This is a genomic window from Escherichia sp. WS2035 (genome assembly GCF_046487065.1).
Classification (GTDB): domain Bacteria; phylum Pseudomonadota; class Gammaproteobacteria; order Enterobacterales; family Enterobacteriaceae; genus Escherichia; species Escherichia coli.
In genome coordinates this window covers 32,788-49,926 of the sequence record NZ_JBJQKD010000008.1, presented here as the reverse complement: position 1 = coordinate 49,926, position 17,139 = coordinate 32,788, and the positions used below count along the sequence as shown (strand labels likewise).

The following is a 17,139-nucleotide window of genomic DNA, read 5'->3' as shown; positions in this document are numbered from 1 at the left end:
TCCTTATAAATCGAGAATTTCTTCAAATTCTGTGACTTTATTAATGTCAGGTCCCATAGCGATATTAGTCACGCGTTCAGTAATAATTTCCACAACAACAGGTACGTGAAATTCGTCACGCAAACGCTGGGCTTCTTGCAGTGCAGGCGCAATATCCTGTGATGCGAATACGCGAATCGCTTTACATCCTAATCCTTCAACCACAGCTTTATGATCAACGCCATAACCATTAATTTCTGGAGCATTAATATTTTCAAATGACAGTTGAACGCAATAATCAATATCAAATGCACGTTGTGATTGACGAATCAAACCAAGATAAGCGTTGTTAAGTAAAATATGGATATACGGAAGATTAAATTGTGCGCCGACGGCTAATTCTTCAATCAAGAATTGAAAATCGTAATCACCGGATATTGCCACAACGGGAACAGATGGATCAGCTTTTACCGCGCCCAGTGCTGCGGGCATTGTCCAGCCTAGCGGCCCAGCCTGACAGGCATTAATCCAGTGGCGTGGGCGGTAAACATGTAAAAATTGGTTTGCGGCGATTTGCGCCAGACCAATTGTCGAAATATAGCGTGTCTCCGGTCCGAAAACCTTATTCATTTCGTGATACACGCGCTGCGGTTTAATTGGATTGCAGTCAAAGTCTGAACGACGAAGCATTGTGCGTTTACGCTCGGCACATTCGGCAATCCAGCGACTGCGGTCTTTCAGTTCTCCACGTGACTTCATATCACGGGCGACCTGAATAAATAGTGTTAAGGCGCTTTCAGCATCAGAAACAATGCCCAGATCCGGCGCAAATATCCGGCCAATTTGTGCAGGTTCGATATCAACATGAATGAATTTGCGGCCTTCGGTGTAGGTCTCAATGGCTCCGGTATGGCGGTTTGCCCAACGGTTACCGATACCAAAAACAAAATCTGAGGCCAGATAACTGGCGTTACCATAGCGATGACCCGCCTGACATCCCATGCGACCAATCATTAGGGGGTGATCGTCTGATAAAGCGCCCCAACCGCGTAAGGTTTGAATGACGGGAACGCCAGTTAACTCGACAAACTCACGCAACAATTCACTCGCTTCGGCGTTAATAATGCCACCGCCAGCGATGATGACGGGCTTTTCGGCGTCATTTAGCATTTCTAATGCGCGTACTGCCTGGGCCCGTGTTGCCTGAGGTTGCCAGGGGGTTAGTGGCTGATAGAGATCGATATCAAACTCAATTTCGGTCATCTGAACATCAAAAGGGAGATCTAAAAGAACCGGGCCAGGGCGGCCTGAACGCATTTCCCAGAAGGCTTTCTGGAATATCCCCGGCAACTGACCCGCTTCGAGAATTGTGCGAGCCATTTTGGTTACTGGCGTGGCGATAGCCTCAATATCAACGGCCTGGAAATCTTCTTTATGAAGTTTTCCTACGGGAGCTTGACCAGTAATGCAGAGAATAGGAATGGAATCCGCAGAGGCAGAATACAGCCCGGTAATCATATCAGTGCCCGCAGGGCCTGATGTGCCAATACACACGCCAATATTGCCATTCTGACTGCGGGTGTAACCTTCAGCCATATGCGAGGCGCCCTCAACATGACGGGCCAGAATATGATCAATACCGCCTGATTTTTTCATCGCGGCATAGAGTGGGTTTATTGCTGCGCCGGGTACACCAAAAGCAACGCTAATGCCTTCTTTTTTCAGTATTTCTACTGCAGCTTCGATTGCACGCATCCTCGCCATACATTATTTCTCCTGATATTTACGCTGAGTTGAATAGTCAGTCAATTTTGGAATTTAACGATGAAATATCTTTGAGGAAATAAAAGGGCAGAACAAATTTCGCTGCACTGTTTCACAGTGAAACAACTCGTATGCCTGTGTTGTTTCAGTTTGAATAATTATAAATATCAAACGCAAAGATTTCAGATGTTGTTGGCAGTTTTAAAATTTATCTAATGTATCATTCGTTTTTTATTGCTTTAACGGTTATTATTTCTAATGTATGTGTGATTACATTGTTGATAAGGTCTGTTTTTGTAATGATCCAGGCTAGATATTATTGCGTTTGATCAAGCTTACTGGCATAGCATTCTGATACAAGTTCTGAAAATGACTTGAATGGATATTATTATAATGAATAAAGAGTCGTATCATAATGATCTAAAAAATAAATGGAAAATGTTTGTTAAGCATGGTTGGGTCGCGACAAATTCGACTAATCATGTGATGCTGAGGTCATGGCAAAAATGTCTCAAGCATTGTGACCCTCGCCACTGGAACACGCCTGTCAAAGCTTCCGGGCAAACATTGCAGACGATTTTTTCTCGTAACGAAGAGTTTATTAGAATTTCACAAAGAGTTGTTGAAGACCATTTCACCCTAGCTGGTGACGACCGGTTGGCATTTTTGATCATTGATCCACACGGCTGGGTTCTATCGTTGAATGCAGCAGGCGATTATTCCAGTCAATTGCGAGAGTTAGGAATTGAATCTGGTATGTCATGGGCCGAAGATGGCATTGGAACCAATGTATATAGTCTTTGTCGGGAAACAAATTTATATACACAACTGGAAGGAGCAGAACATTTTAGTGAACAGCTACATTGTTATGCGATGAGCGCTGCTCCGGTCATTGATTATTATGGTAATATCCATGGATACATTGTATGTATAATTGAAACCACCGCCGAGCTTGTTAAATTAAAAACATCATATTCATGTGCAACAGAAATCGCTAATTATATCTATATTGAGAATGAACAAAAGTTAATAAACAAAGTACTTTGCCAGCATAATGCTGTGATTGAATGTATGGATGACGGTTTTATTTGTTGGAATAGTCATTCTTTAATTACGATGGTTAATTCTCAAGCACAAACACTATTGAATATTGATAAAGAAAGTTTAATTGGTCAGAACATCCGAAAAGGATTCGTATTTCCGCCGATTTTGAATGAGGCAATTACACAACGAAACAAACTATCGCAAAAGCAAATTGTCCTCGAATGCCGTGGCGAATTTATTGAACTTATGGTTACCCTTCGCCCGTTAAGCGATGGTTCATTTTTGCTTTTTCTTCATCCATTAGACAAAATCAGGAAAATAGCCCAACAGCAAATAAGCACTAATGCAAATTTTACCTTTGACAGTTTACATGCGGCTTCAGGTGGTATGAAGCAGGTATTACTTATCGCTCGCCGGGCAATTAAATCCATCTCTCCGATTTTGATCAATGGCGAAGAAGGTGTGGGAAAATTGAGTTTGGCGATGGCAATACATAATGAGAGCGAGCAACGTGATGGGCCATTTATTTCTGTAGATTGTCAGATGCTATCACCAGAAAATATCTTACACGAACTTCTTGGCTCTGATGTTGGCCCTTCGCCATCGAAATTTGAACTGGCTCATAATGGCACCTTATATCTGGATAAAGTCGAATATCTATCAGGGGAAGTTCAGAGTGTTTTATTGAAAGTATTGAAAACGGGGCTTGTTACTCGCTCAGACAGCCATCGTTTGATCCCCGTACGCTTTCGCCTGATTACATGTACCAGTAGTTCTTTACGTGAGTACGTGCAACAAGGGGCTTTTAGCCGACAGCTATATTATGAGATCTCCATGAATGAAATTGAAATTCCGCCATTGCGCAAACGTCGTGAAGATCTCAAGCAAATGATTGACGATATTATTGATAAGTATCAGGAGCGCACTCGAAAAAAAATGACAATCACGCCTGACGCAAATTCAGTTCTGCTTGAGTACCGTTGGCCTGGGAACATCTCCGAGTTCAAAAATCGAATGGAGAAGGTATTTATTAACTGCAATCGGCTTGTCCTCGGGTTAGAGAATATTCCTCTGGATATCCGACAAAATAACAGTAGTGGCGACGATGATATCCCTCATCTTACTTCACTGGCAGAATTGGAGATGCAAGCTATTGAGCATACATGTCGTGTCTGCGAATGGAATCTAACTAAAGCAGCTGAAGTATTAAAAATTGGTCGTACAACATTATGGCGCAAGCTTAAAATCTATAATCTCTATCCAAATGTTGAGCATGCAGATTGATGCTTTTCAAATTGAAATAATTTTAATGTCGCAGTGTTTCATTTTGGTGCAGTGCTTTAATGGTATTGAAATATTGTGATGTGCTCCATAAATGCCAATGTGGTGATTAGCCAGGGAGACGGAAAATGTGTTTACACTCCTGAAATAATAAAAAACAGGCAAAGAGAGATGATCTCCTTGTATGTCTGTATTAGCATGATGTTGCTTGTTAATAATTAAAAATATCAACGCGCTTATATAAGCGCGGGGGATTGTTTTACTCAATTATTGAATACGGAGATAAAGTATGGAATTTTATCTGGAACCCGCTCGTAATATACCTGTACTGGCAACCACGGAAGTGTTAGTTGTTGGTGGTGGTCCATCGGGTATTGCCGCAGCAATGAGTGCCGCTCGTGAAGGCGCAGCTACTATGCTGATTGAACGTTTCGGTTGTTTTGGCGGAATGATGACAACGGCTGGCGTCGAGTCAATTGCCTGGTGGCGTCATGAAAATACGGTAGAGTCAGGTGGACTGGCACGCGAAATAGAAGAAACGGCAAAATCAATGGGGGCGTCCAGCCCTGAGCCGCAATCGAATAGTCAGGCTATTAACGCCGAGCGTTTCAAACTGGTTGCGGATGCAATGCTTGAACAGGCAGGTGTGCGCCGCGTACTACACATTACCGCCGTTGATGTTATCAAGCAGGGCAATAATTTACTCGGCGTAATAACAGAGAGTAAATCTGGTCGTCAGGCTATTTTGGCAAATGTCATTATTGACTGTACTGGCGATGCTGATATTGCATGGTTTGCCGGAGCACCATTTATTAAGCGTGAACGCGAAGAGCTAATGTGTATGACAACCGTTTTTAGTTGCGCAAATATAAATAAAAACGCGTTCATGCAAAATATTAAGAGCACGCAACCTAAATATGGAGACTGGGGGGCGGATGAAGAAAATAAAAATTGGTCTTATGATGTTCATGAATCTTGTCGCGATATGTTTAGCCCTTATCTGGGCAAAGTCTTTGCGAAAGGAAAATCGGCAGGGATTATTCCTGAAGATGTGACGTTAGGTGGTTCCTGGAGTACGGTCACCGAGTATGGTGATGCGAATTACTTGAACGTTGTCAGCATCCCTGCCGTTGATTGTACAGATGTTTTTGACCTGACGCGTGCCGAAATAGAGGGCCGCAAACAAGCCATGCAGGCGATAGAAGCGTTGCGTCAATTCCAGCCAGGATTTGAACAGGCACAATTAAAAAATTTCGGTATGACGGTGGGAACAAGAGAATCAAGACATATTATTGGTAGAGCTCAGCTTACGGAAAATGATATTTGTAATGAGGGACGTCATGCGGATTCAATAGGGGTATTCCCTGAGTTTATAGATGGAAATGGTCATCTTAAATTACCTCTTGAAGCGAACTATTTTCAAATCCCTTATGGCGTAATGATTCCGCAGCAAGTTGAAAACCTGTTGGTTTGCGGACGGGCAATCGATGCAGATAATTTCGCCTATGCGACAATCCGTAATATGGGGTGTTGTATTGTCACTGGAGAAGGTGCAGGGACTGCCGCTGCTATTGCCATTAAAAATAACACTACCGTTTCACAGGTAGATATTCAGACGGTACAGGAACGCTTACAGCAAAATGGCGTAAAAGTCTTTTAACAGGGAATAAAGTTATGAGAGAAAAACCCAGTTTTTATGTCGCGCTTACACCGATCATTTTTATGATGATCGTGTTGGTTGTTGGCATCGGTGTTATGGGCTGGCCTGCCAGCGTCTGTTTATTAATTTCAGCGGCGTTTTCCTGCATTATTGCAATGGCTAAGCTGAAATATACCTGGGATGAAATCCAGGGGTTTATTATCGATAAGATTTCGGCGGTGATGGCACCGGTACTTATCGTTATTTTCGTTGGCTTTATGGTCGCGACATGGAGCTATGCAGGTACACTGCCGATGCTGGTTTATTACGGTATGTTACTGGTTGCGCCCGCATGGCTTTATGCCATAGCGTTTTTTCTGAACGCAGTATTGTCCTATGTTTCCGGGGCATCATGGGGATCTGTCGCTTCTATTGGTGTTGCATTAATGGGCATCGGTTCCGGCTTACATGCCGATCTTCCAATTCTGGCGGCAGCCATTGTTACCGGGGCTTATTTTGGTGACAAACTTTCACCGTTAAGTGATACCACCAACCTGACTTCAGCGGTAACCAAAACTAAACTTTATGATCTGATTAAATATTTACTCTGGACGACCATCCCATCAACGATTATTAGCCTGCTGTTTTTTACCTGGCTGGGAATGATTCATACTTCTACGGGTTCTATTTCACCAGAAAGCATGCAGATGCTGGTACAGCTCAAAGAGTTATATAAGTTTGGTCTGTTACCGCTACTGCCTATGCTTATTGTTCTGTGCTTTACCTTTTTGCGTTTGCCTACAGTACCGGCATTATTAAGCAGTGCGTTCGTGGCCGTATTGGTTGGATGGCTGTATCAAGGTTTCCCGCTGGCCGAAGGTATTAAGGCCACAATGAGTGGTTTCCGTCTGACGATGATCACTGATTCAACGACGCTGTTACCTTCTGTGAAAGAACTGCTTGAACAAGGTGGTCTTAATAACCAGGGCGGATTCCTGTCATTTATTATCTGCGCCATGATGTTTGCTGGCATCCTGACGGGAACAGGAATGATGGATGTCACATTACAAAGTGCGGCAAACAAAATAAAAAGTGCCTTTGGCGCTATTCTGGCAAGCGGTGTTTTAGCGATCATCATTAACTTACTTACCGGTTCTGATGGTTTGAATAAGATTGTTATTTCCGAATTGATGATGAAGAAATTCGAAGATCTTAATTTATCACCGTTAGTCTTAGCCCGAACGCTGGAAGATTTTGGCACCATGAGCGCGCCAATTATTCCGTGGTCAGCTGCCGGATTGTATATGGCGACAACACTAGGCGTGCCGACGTTTAGTTACTTGCCGTACTGTGTATTCTGTTTCTGCTCGATGATATTTGCGTTGATCTATGCTTCTACAGGTTTCCGTTTACTGCGCTTCAACGAAGCAAAGGCCTGAGTTATTCAAGATAATAAATGCGTTTGCCGGATGGATTAATCTCCATCCGGCGTTAATGTCAAAATTGCATGTTTTGCAGAATAATGTCAGCTAAGCACAATCTCCAGCTCGCGCAGTTCACGCCAGAAGCGTTCGGCAACTGGATTCATGCGGGTATTCATCCGGTATGCATAGGCCTGAATCGGGATAACTAATTCGTCCCGATTCAGTACAACGAGCTGCCCGCTGCGAATTTCTTGTTGTATGGCGTACTCCGGTAGCCAGGCAATCCCACAGCCGTCGAGGGCAACCTGCTTTAATAACTCGCTCATTGAAGACACGAAAAAGGTGCTGAAACTTAACTCACCGTGGCGCGTCAGGGTGCGGTTAATCAATCGCCCCATGTAGGAGTTGCGGCTGTAATTCAGTAACGGAAAGTGTGGCTGAGCGAGGTTAAAAAGTGCTTCTCCATGTTCGTCACTGGCGCAGACGGGGAACAATTGAGATTCAAATAAGAGAATGTGGTCAAACGGCGCTTCCAGCAAATCTTCGTCGTGAAAGGAAAAAATACAATCACTTTGCCCTTCACGCAGTTTATCGACCGCTTCATCGACATCAATGGCTTCAATTGCCCAGGTAAAGAGCGGCGGCATCTGGCTGATAATGGACGGTAACAGACCGAGGGAAAGAGAGTGTGCAGCGGCTATCTTGATTTTACGTTGCGCGTAATCGCTGCCGCCACGCAGCTCTGCCAGATTACTTTCTAACTGTTGCAACAGATGGCGGATCTGCGAATGGAAGATTTTCCCTTGTTCCGAGAGTTGCAGCGGCGTTACCTGGCGGTTAAACAATTCAACACCAATCGCCTGTTCCAGTGCACGGATGCGGCGGCTGAATGCTGGTTGCGAGATGTTGCGACTGACTGCCGCCTGGGAAAAATTGCGACATTTTTCCAGGGTCAGAAAATCATAAAGCCATTTGGTTTCAATGTTATGCAAAATCGCACCACAGTCATCCATTACGTTATACTCTGTTAGCCGCCCTTGCGGGCATTCTACGTCCATTCGGGCGGCTGACAACCGTTTATGCCGTTTCAAACGTTCCTTTCACGCAGGCTTTGCCGTCTTTGACCATCAGTTTGCCGCGAGCGTATACCTGCTCAATGCGTAATTCAGGCGTCATGACCAGTAAGTCTGCGTCATTGCCTGGCAGAATTTCGCCTTTCCCGGTCAGGTTAAGGAAACCGGCTACGCTACTGGTGAGCGGGCGCAGGGCATCGCTGATACTGAAATCATAGTCTTTGACCAGCACCTGCACGGTTTCCAGCAATGTTTCAAAACCTGCAACACCGATATGGGTTAAATTTCCTTCGTCATCGAAGAACGGCTGGCTACCGTTGCCGTCGGAGCTGAGGGTGACGCGTGCCAGCGGAATACCCGCCTGAACGGCGCGGGCAATACCTTCGGCAGGGGCGACCGGTTCGTCAATGCTGCTGGTGATATCGATGGTGCCGCCTTTGCGCGCGAACTCCAGCGCCTGCTCAAACAACGGAACGTTGCGGTTAACGTGGGTCGGCAGCAGCTTGCTGATCGGCACATCGCAGTTTTCCAGCAGGTCATAGACAGGCTGTAACGCCTTTTTGCTGTCACCCATGTGGAACACGGTGACGCCAGGTTTACCGCCGAGCAAACCGCCAACGCGGGATTCCGCCGCCATATTAGCCAGGTGATAAACGTCCGGTGCGGCAGAACGGTGATCAGAGATGGCGCATTTCACACCAATCACGCGATCGATAATCGCCACGTCTTTTTCCACGGAACCCGTAATAGTGCGGGAAGGGACATGATAAGCGCCGGTCAGCATCCAGGCGCTGATGCCTTCTTCATTGAGCGCACGGGTCTTGGCGAGCAGGGATTCCGGGTGGCGAGAGATAGAGTCGGTGCCCAGCAGGCCAACCACTGACGTGACGCCCGCTTCCGTCAGACGACTTAACGCCACTTCTGGCGTGCGTGTCGTGGGACCTGCTTCGCCGCCACCACCAATCAAATGGACGTGTTGATCAATAAAACCTGGGCAGAGGATCTGCCCGCTGAGATCGACAACCGTGCAGTCCGGTACAATGTCAGAAGGGATGTTGCTGGCAACGGCAATAATCTTGCCGTTAGCGACGAGGACATCGCAAATTCCCCGATCTTCCGGCGCATACAAATGCGCTCCCTGCAGCAGGGTAAAACCGGCTGCGGAATAATCAATCATGGTAACTCCTTGTTAAACAATAAGCTGCATAACCCAGATCGACAGCAATGCGTTAATCACGCAGACCGTAATGATATGCGGGTAATATTTGGCATTCACTTCGGCTGTCCCCAGGCAGCGACCGACATTTTGCACCGGGTTGCCCATTAAATACATCGCGGGCAGTAAAACGGTGACATCGTGACCGGTTAATGCGCCAGCGGTTGCCAGACTGGCGGCAACACCGACTGCGCCGCCCATACTCATTAATGCGGCTAAAAGGACGGTTGCCGCTTCACCGGGCAATCCCCACAGCGCCATTACGGGTTCACAGATATGTCCCACCCAGTCGAGCAGGCCAGTAATTTTCAGCGCCTGGATGATGACAAAGGCCATCACCACGTTTGGCAGCAGGTTGGTGGTAGCGATAGTAAAGCCACGGCGCGCGCCATCAATAAACATATCCATGACGTTTTTGCGGACCTGAGTTGTCATGCTTGCGCTCCTTGCGTTGGGTTGCGACGTTCTTCGAAGTTAAGCCAGACGCGCAAAATGTTGGCTCCGACAAATTTAAACACCAGGATGACGGCTAAAGGTACGATTACGGACGTGCCCAGAAAGGCAAACACTGCGACGCCGGAAGAGAAGTAGTTGGTGATGATGGCGCTACCGCTGGTTTGATAGGCGGCAAAAATCACTTTATCACGTTCGGTAATTTCCCCTTCCTGCGCCAGTTCTTTGGTCATACCCGCGGCGGCATCGGTGTTTTGCAGGTTAGCAATCAGCGCCAGTGAACAGATGCCTGGAATGCCCAACAACGGTTTTAGCACGGGCGTCATTAACTGCTGCGCGGCGCGCAATCCGCCAAGACCATCGGTAATCGAGATAATTCCCAGAGAGAGAATCACTGACGGAGCCAGTTCCAGCGCGAAGAGAAAGCCATCTTTAGCTCCTGTGCCACCTGCGCCGCGAAACGAGGTGGTAGCGCCATTCGCACCAGGCAGTTGCCCAAACGATCCGTTCAGAACGGAAAAGTCAAAAACGCGCCACCAACTGTCTGTCCCGGAAAAAACTCCGGAAAAAAAGATAATCGTGAGAAAAAAGGCCAGATACCCTTTAACACCCACTTTTTCTGTCGCCAGCTCCCCAGCTACAGCATCCCCTTGTTGTGTCATAACAATCCCCATTGTTTTTCTGTGTATGTGTGTTGCTTGAGCCAGGAAAATTCCTGGAGCTGAAAAACCTTATCAGCCATGTGGGTATGGGGAAAATGCAAGTATGTTTCTTGCTATGCGTTTTTTGCATAGCGGAAAAATGACTCTGTGTGGCAAAGGTTCTGCGCAGGATTGAGTTGCAGAAAATTCATAAACCCAGTGACAATGACATCAGTAAATAAAAACAGAAAATCCAGGGACGAAAACGCGATGGCAAAATACAACGACAAAGAGCTGGCAGAGACGAGCAAGTTTTTAAGTTTTGTCCTCCGACATAAACCAGAGGCGATTGGCATCGTGCTGGACGGTGAAGGATGGGCGGATATCGATAAGCTCATACTCTGTGCCCAAAAAGCGGGCAAGCGGTTAACCCGCGCATTACTGGATACCGTTGTCGCCACCAGCGATAAAAAGCGCTTTAGTTATTCCAGTGATGGTACGTGTATTCGCGCCGTTCAGGGGCATTCGACTTCGCAGGTCGCCATTGCCTTCACCGTAAAAACACCGCCACAGTTTCTCTACCACGGTACGGCAAGCCGTTTCCTTGACGAGATAAAAAAACAGGGGCTGATTGCAGGGGAGCGCCATTACGTGCATCTCTCTGCTGATGAAGCAACGGCACGCAAAGTGGGAGCAAGACACGGATCGCCAGTTATTTTAACCGTCAAAGCACAGGAAATGGCGAAACGAGGCATCCCTTTTTGGCAAGCGGAAAACGGGGTCTGGCTGACATCAACGGTTGCGGTTGAGTTTCTTGAGTGGTAAGGGAAACTTCCCTCATGAAGTGACTACTTGCAGCTTAAATAATTGCGCTGTGCTGATAAGCGCAGCAATAAACAACGCCGCCGCGCCGCAGAGAGTGGCGCTGGCAAGCGCCGATGTTCCATTGCCAAGCATACTGGTCAGCGCCGGGCCAAGAATTTGCCCAATGCCGTAAATGAGCGTCACAAAGCCTAAAAGATTGAGATTTCCCGGTACGCTCAGTTGGCGGGCGATAGTCATCACCAGAGATGTCGTGCCCATAAAGGTACCGCCAAAACCAAGACTGCTGATGATAAGCAAGAGAGGCGAGTCGCTGGCGAGAGTAAGCAGCACACAGATAGCCTGCACCAGCAAATTCGCCGTCAGGCAGGGCAAAGCCCCCCAACGTTTTGCTGCCCATAGCCAGCCAAAGCAACCAGGCACAATTGATAAGCCGACTAACGTCCAGAGATGGGCGGTTAACAATGGTGAGCCTGCATCTTTCGCCATGAGCGGCAGGTAAGTCGCGACGATGATATAACCAAATCCCGCCAGGCCGTACAGAATAGCCAGTAACCACCAGCTCATTATCTGTTGCTCCGTTTTTGCCAATGGCATTGGTGTGATGGCGTGTTTTTTCGAGGGCATTAAAAGCGTAAGTGCAATCAGCATCATGCCAGAAAGCGCCCCGGCGCCTTGCCATAACGTTTGCGAGGAGAGGTCAAAATGCAGGCCTGCCAGAACATATTCATTGCCCAGTGCGATGCCAATGCCAACGCCAGAAAACAAAGCTGCCAGCACAAAAGGATGGCGCGTGTGCTGCATAATCAGCGTCGAACCAAAAATCAGCATACCGGCGCTGGCGACACCCGCCAGGACGCGAATCAATAACACCAGAATAAATGGCGGCAACCATGCCATGGCGAGGATCAACAACCCGCTAGCCAGGGCAGAAGCCAACAGAAATGGGCGCAGGCGCGAAGGTTGGTGAAATGCGCCAAACGAAAATAGCAGACTGCCAGCCAGATACCCCGCATAGTTGCCGCTGGCAATCCACGAGAGCTGGCTAAATGAAAACGATCCTTCCGCCATCATGACGGGCAACATAGGCGTATAAAGGAAGCGGCCTAAACCCATACCTAAGGTCAGAACCAGCATCCCGAAAAGCGCGGTGCTGAAAGAAAAGCGTTCTACGGGATGCGAGGGCGAAGGCATGTTTAACCTTGTTTGTCATTTTTTATTGTTAACAAGTTAATAACAAAAAGGTGAAACATGCCAGCCTGTTAATGCGATGATTGAGGGGTAAAGCGATAAAAACGATTTGGTTCGCTAACGATATAAATATTACCTGAGGCATCCATCGCAACCCCTTCGGCCTGTTTGATGTTATGCGACAAACCTCGACTGCCTTTGGTTAGTGACATTTCACCGATAACCTCGCCAGCCAGCGTTACTTCCTGGAGTGCGCGAGATTCATGAGACAGCACCAGAAGCGTATTTTTTTGTTGGTTAAATTCTGCGCCGGACACATCATCTAAAGTAAATTGCCGTTGTAGTGCCTTGTCTTTGCTGATGTGCAATTCATTGCTACTTAACAGCCCTTTAACTTTGTAGACCTCAATCGGGTTTTTCTCTTTAAAAAACCAGAAAGTGTGATCCTGGCGAGAATAAGCCAATCCTTCGAAACCGCAATTGGTTGGGGATTCCTGCAGCGGGATTTTTATTTTTTTGAGGATTTTTACTTCCGAGTTTGGGGTCAGTGAAATCACATAAATGGCATAATCGCGCTCATCGCTAATGACAAACTGATTATCGCCAATGTATTCGATCGTCTCGAGATCCTTAACAAAATCCAGAGGAATTGTGCGGATCAAATCGCCATTGATGGTCATTTCAACAATGGCGGCAGGTTTGTTGATAGTGCTAAAAAGAGTATTGCTTTGTGCCGACCAGGTCAGCGAAGAGATATTATTCGTTATGCCTGCAATTTCTTTGCCGTCAATGGTGGCGTGGTAATTCTGAAATGATGCTGCATGATTGCTTTTACGGGCGCAAGATTGCACGAAGAAAGTACACACTGCCACAATGACAAAAAGAATCACAATAACGAAGATGCGTTTACTTAACGAAATACTTTTTGTCACGGTAATCCCTTTAAGGCAAATCAATAAGATATCGAGAAGTATACGTAGCGATCTTAATGAATCCTTAACGCGGAGAAATCCCGTAATGTGCAATGCAGCGCCAGCCACCATCCTGCTGACAATAAACTGATTCCGTATGCCCAGGGATCACCCATTGAATTTCCTCGCCGGGGGGACAGGTCAGCCAAATGCATAACCCGCAGCCGCCACGTAAATCACGGGGAATATCGCTGACGCGAAAAGTCATGCCCGCTGCCTGCAACGCCTTGCGGGTTTGTATGACGCCGACCGTGGAGTGAAATAAAAACAGATACTCTTTCATGCGCGTTTTCTCTGCCGCTGACCGATCACCGCCGCGCCAATTGCACCAGCGAATTGCGCATCAGGGTGAGTTTGTACCGGCATTCCCAGATGGCTTTCCAGCATGTGGGTAAACCTTTGACAGTGACTAACGCCACCAGTAAACAGAATCGGCGCTTCACAGGAGAGACGAGCAATGAAATTGGCACTCCGCCGCGCCATGGCGTTAATCACTCCGGCGAGAATCGCTTCTGGCGCGACGCCCGCTGAGCGCAGGCTGATCACTTCTGATTCGGCAAACACTGTGCACATACTCGTGATGGCGTGCGGTATGACATTTTCGGTAATGCTGTCGAGTTGCTCGACGCTGGTGCCAAGCGTGCGCGAGATTACCTCCAGGAAACGCCCGGTGCCCGCCGCGCATTTGTCATTCATCAGGAAGTCGCACAGGTTACCGTCATCATCAAGCTGAATCACTTTGCTGTCCTGACCACCGATGTCGATTACCGCGCGCGTTGCTGGCTCAAGAAACCGTGCGCCCAGCCCGTGACAGGAGATTTCCGTCACTTGTTTATCGGCAAAATCCACCAGTTGCCGTCCGTAGCCGGTGAGCGTCAGAAACGGCGTTGTCTCTAACCCTTCGCGCAGAGTTTCCCAGGCTTCAGTAATTGCTGTTGCCGGGCGAAAGGGTGTTGGAACGAGGAAACGGCGCGTAATCACGCCGTCTGCCAGTAAGATCCCTTTGGTGGCGGTTGAGCCGGAATCAATGCCAATCGAATATGTCACTGCCACTCCTTACAGCATCTCAATAAAGGCCGCGACACGGGTGCTGAGCTGCCCGACATCCGAGGTGGAGTAGTCTGTTTCAATAGCGATATAAGGAATGTTGTGCTGCTGGCGCACATGACGTTTAATCGCCAGCGATTCCACCGCGTAGGTATGGCACGCCTGCAAAATCACATCAACTACGCCATCGACCTGATATTCTTCAACCATCTGGCTGAGCATTTGCAGGCGCTGATCGTTCGGCGAAACACAGGAGCAGCCAATCGCCAGATATTTATCCGCCAGCGCGTCGTACACATCACCCGTTTCCGCCACGCATTGCTCGGTGGCTTTCGCCCCGGTGCAGTTTTCATAACCGACAACCCAGCCGCCATTCTCTTCAATCGCGCGCACCACTTTCTCTGCTGCGCCGCCAATTGGGCAGCCGGTGATTAAAATGCGTGGGCGCGGGTCCAGTCGCTGGCCTTCTTCCCACTGCTGACGAACGCGGGCGGTCATTGCATCCAGTTCATTGATCAACGCCTCTTTATCGAACCGGAAGGTTGCGCCGTAGACTACTTTCAGAATGTCGCTGCCGCTAAGCGCCGGAGGATTTAACTGCCCCAAATGATAAAAGTTGGCCAGTGCGCGACGTTCGCGGTTTTTCAGCGCAATGGCATCGCGCAGAGCATCTTCGCTAATCTCGTGCCCAAAACGTTCTTCTACCGTTTTTTGCAAGCGCAGCATCTCGGCTTTCCATAACGCGCGTGAGGCATCGTCCTTAACGCTGTTTGGCAGTTGCATCACATGAACGGGCTTAAACTCCGCCATGTATTCATACATTTTCTTTTTGCCGTCGCAGGTGGTTTCACCGACCACCAGATCAGAAAAGTAGAAGTAGGGGCATTTATCGGTTTTGCCGAAGCCGTAGCTGCTTTTAATCAGCGGGCAGAGGTTGCGCGGCAGATCTTTCTCGGCTTCTTCAATGGTTTCATCAGAGGTGGAACAGAGCGAAACCACAACCGCACCGGCTGCCATCGGGATCTCTTGCGGCATAAAGGTGCAGTAGGTGCCAACCAGCGGAATGCCGCGTTCCTTGAGATCCATGACGGTGAGAAAGCCTTTCTGGCGAGCTTCAGAGAACTGATCGAAAATGGCGGGTAGATCGGTGACAAGTGACATGATTTTCCTTCCCCGTACCACGGGAGATAATGAAAAGAGGCCACATTATTACCATTCTTTTAGTGTGGTTTATTTGATCTCTCTCGCGGTTAGCCATTTAGCTTTTATCATCGATTTCTAAAAATTGCCGAGGAGGAACAAGGCCGGGAGCTGGGACAGCAAATACAAAATAAGTCCAATACAACCGCCAACCAGCGTACCGTTGACACGGATAAACTGCAGATCTTTGCCGATATTTAACTCGATTTGCCGCGACATATCCCGCGCATCCCAGCTTTTTACCGTGTCGCTGATATGGCGCGTCAGGAATGCGGAAAACTCAGGCGCAACGCGGTGTGCGGCTTGTTCCAGATGACCATTTAACGACGCCCGCAAGGCATCATCGGCAATTAATGTTTCGCCAAACCATTGACCCGCCCGCGCGATACGCTCTTTCACTCGAGAATCTTCACTGTTGATATCCGCTTTCAGCCATTCCCGTAAATCCCCCCACAATTCACTGAGATAGCGGTTAAAAGCTTCATCTTCTTTCAGATAGCTTTTTACGGCATCGGCTCGCGCTGCCATTTCCGGATCGTTTTTCAGCTTGTCGATCAGGGCAAAAGTGGCGCGATCAAACGCATGGCGAATCTGATGCGCACGATCGCGGCTGATATCATCAAGCAAAGAATTCACCGCGTCAGAAACCAACTCCGCGCTATGTTCGCCCAGCCATTCAGTGGGCAAAATTTTGGCTTTCAGTGGATGCTCGCTCTCCAGCCAGCGAACAATTTGCTGGGCGATAAACTTGCGCGATTTATCGCGCTGGAGAAGGGCGATCAACTGTGCGATCAGCGTATCCAGCAGCACCTGATGACGATCGTTTTTGGTCATACTCTCCAGCATCAACGCACTGGTGCCAGAAAGATCGGCTTTATCAATCGCCCGGTGGACCGCGCGCTTAAGCAGGCGCTGAATACGCGCATCATCGGTCAGTTCGAGAAAACCGCTCATGATCTGCAACAGATGCTGACCAACGCGGCGGGCGTTCTCCGGCTGACTAAACCAGTTGCCAATCAACAACGCCGGTTCGTGACGTCGAATCAATGCCACCAGCGACTGGGTATCGAGAAATTTTTCCTGCACGAACTGACCGAGATTTTCGCCAATTCGGTCTTTATTACGTGGGATAATCGCCGTATGACGAGAAATGATCGGAATCGGCACGCGGCGAAACAGCGCCACCACCGCAAACCAGTCCGCCAGTGCGCCGACCATCGCCGCTTCAGCAATCGCCTTCACGCCGCTCACCCAAAAATTGGGCGGCAAAAACAGCGTAACGACAAAGGTAGCAGCGGCGATAAGCAGTAAAGAGAGCGCCAACATTTTGGCGCGTCTGAGTTCAATGAGTTTATTCATATCATAAGAATAGAGCCTGACGGTAAGAAAACGCA

General features: G+C 48.0%; 15 protein-coding genes. 4 read left to right on the top strand and 11 right to left on the bottom strand.

Annotated features, from left to right (window positions below; genetic code table 11):
• Window positions 1–3: 3 nt before the first annotated feature.
• Window positions 4–1,743 (bottom strand): glyoxylate carboligase, encoded by a 1,740-nt coding sequence (gene gcl / locus ACJHX4_RS14595; protein ID WP_001357513.1) that lies wholly within the window; start codon window positions 1,741–1,743, stop codon window positions 4–6.
• Between the two features lie 393 nt (window positions 1,744–2,136).
• Between gcl and dhaR the strand changes: the two genes are divergently transcribed.
• From dhaR to nhaC, 3 genes are all read left to right on the top strand, one after another.
• Window positions 2,137–4,071: a dihydroxyacetone kinase operon transcriptional regulator DhaR gene (dhaR, locus tag ACJHX4_RS14590; RefSeq protein ID WP_001312419.1), complete on the top strand. Its 1,935-nt coding sequence runs from the start codon at window positions 2,137–2,139 to the stop codon at window positions 4,069–4,071.
• A 286-nt stretch (window positions 4,072–4,357) separates the two neighbouring features.
• Window positions 4,358–5,728 (top strand): putative intracellular survival FAD-dependent oxidoreductase IbeA, encoded by a 1,371-nt coding sequence (gene ibeA, locus ACJHX4_RS14585; protein WP_000397939.1) that lies wholly within the window; start codon window positions 4,358–4,360, stop codon window positions 5,726–5,728.
• Window positions 5,729–5,742: 14 nt separating this feature from the next.
• Window positions 5,743–7,146 (top strand): Na+/H+ antiporter NhaC, encoded by a 1,404-nt coding sequence (gene nhaC, locus ACJHX4_RS14580; protein ID WP_001208425.1) that lies wholly within the window; start codon window positions 5,743–5,745, stop codon window positions 7,144–7,146.
• An 86-nt stretch (window positions 7,147–7,232) separates the two neighbouring features.
• Here nhaC and hypT read toward each other — a convergent pair whose 3' ends face one another.
• From hypT to ACJHX4_RS14560, 4 genes are all read right to left on the bottom strand, one after another.
• On the bottom strand, window positions 7,233–8,144 hold the full coding sequence (gene hypT, locus ACJHX4_RS14575; RefSeq protein ID WP_001385182.1) for a hypochlorite stress DNA-binding transcriptional regulator HypT: 912 nt from the start codon (window positions 8,142–8,144) through the stop codon (window positions 7,233–7,235).
• A gap of 64 nt (window positions 8,145–8,208) precedes the next feature.
• Window positions 8,209–9,381: a beta-aspartyl-peptidase gene (iadA, locus tag ACJHX4_RS14570; protein WP_001531290.1), complete on the bottom strand. Its 1,173-nt coding sequence runs from the start codon at window positions 9,379–9,381 to the stop codon at window positions 8,209–8,211.
• 12 nt (window positions 9,382–9,393) lie between these two features.
• Entirely contained in the window at window positions 9,394–9,855 is a 462-nt protein-coding gene (locus tag ACJHX4_RS14565) for a YjiG family protein (RefSeq protein ID WP_000211971.1), read from the bottom strand.
• Window positions 9,852–10,535: a nucleoside recognition domain-containing protein gene (locus ACJHX4_RS14560; RefSeq protein WP_001298014.1), complete on the bottom strand. Its 684-nt coding sequence runs from the start codon at window positions 10,533–10,535 to the stop codon at window positions 9,852–9,854. The genes ACJHX4_RS14565 and ACJHX4_RS14560 overlap by 4 nt, the downstream gene beginning before the upstream one ends.
• Before the next feature lie 249 nt (window positions 10,536–10,784).
• Between ACJHX4_RS14560 and kptA the strand changes: the two genes are divergently transcribed.
• Window positions 10,785–11,339, top strand: coding sequence for an RNA 2'-phosphotransferase (gene kptA, locus ACJHX4_RS14555; RefSeq protein WP_001531291.1), 555 nt, complete (start codon window positions 10,785–10,787; stop codon window positions 11,337–11,339).
• Between the two features lie 12 nt (window positions 11,340–11,351).
• Here the strand turns inward: kptA and ACJHX4_RS14550 are convergent, their stop codons facing one another.
• The 6 genes from ACJHX4_RS14550 to ACJHX4_RS14525 form a co-directional block, all read right to left on the bottom strand.
• Window positions 11,352–12,530 (bottom strand): MFS transporter, encoded by a 1,179-nt coding sequence (locus ACJHX4_RS14550; RefSeq protein WP_001576502.1) that lies wholly within the window; start codon window positions 12,528–12,530, stop codon window positions 11,352–11,354.
• 68 nt (window positions 12,531–12,598) lie between these two features.
• Window positions 12,599–13,459, bottom strand: a complete 861-nt coding sequence (locus ACJHX4_RS14545) for an SdiA-regulated domain-containing protein (RefSeq protein WP_001385184.1) — start codon at window positions 13,457–13,459, stop codon at window positions 12,599–12,601.
• Window positions 13,460–13,523: 64 nt separating this feature from the next.
• A complete protein-coding gene (locus ACJHX4_RS14540; protein WP_000666413.1) occupies window positions 13,524–13,781 on the bottom strand; it encodes a DUF3343 domain-containing protein in 258 nt (85 codons plus the stop codon).
• Window positions 13,778–14,545 carry a putative 2-hydroxyacyl-CoA dehydratase activator YjiL gene (yjiL, locus tag ACJHX4_RS14535; RefSeq protein ID WP_001297641.1) on the bottom strand — a complete coding sequence of 256 codons (768 nt, stop codon included), beginning with the start codon at window positions 14,543–14,545 and terminating at the stop codon, window positions 13,778–13,780. Before yjiL ends, ACJHX4_RS14540 begins: the two co-directional genes overlap by 4 nt.
• Before the next feature lie 9 nt (window positions 14,546–14,554).
• A complete protein-coding gene (locus tag ACJHX4_RS14530; protein ID WP_001298064.1) occupies window positions 14,555–15,706 on the bottom strand; it encodes a double-cubane-cluster-containing anaerobic reductase in 1,152 nt (383 codons plus the stop codon).
• A gap of 117 nt (window positions 15,707–15,823) precedes the next feature.
• Window positions 15,824–17,104 carry a DUF445 domain-containing protein gene (locus ACJHX4_RS14525; protein WP_001531293.1) on the bottom strand — a complete coding sequence of 427 codons (1,281 nt, stop codon included), beginning with the start codon at window positions 17,102–17,104 and terminating at the stop codon, window positions 15,824–15,826.
• Between the last annotated feature and the right edge of the window lie 35 nt (window positions 17,105–17,139).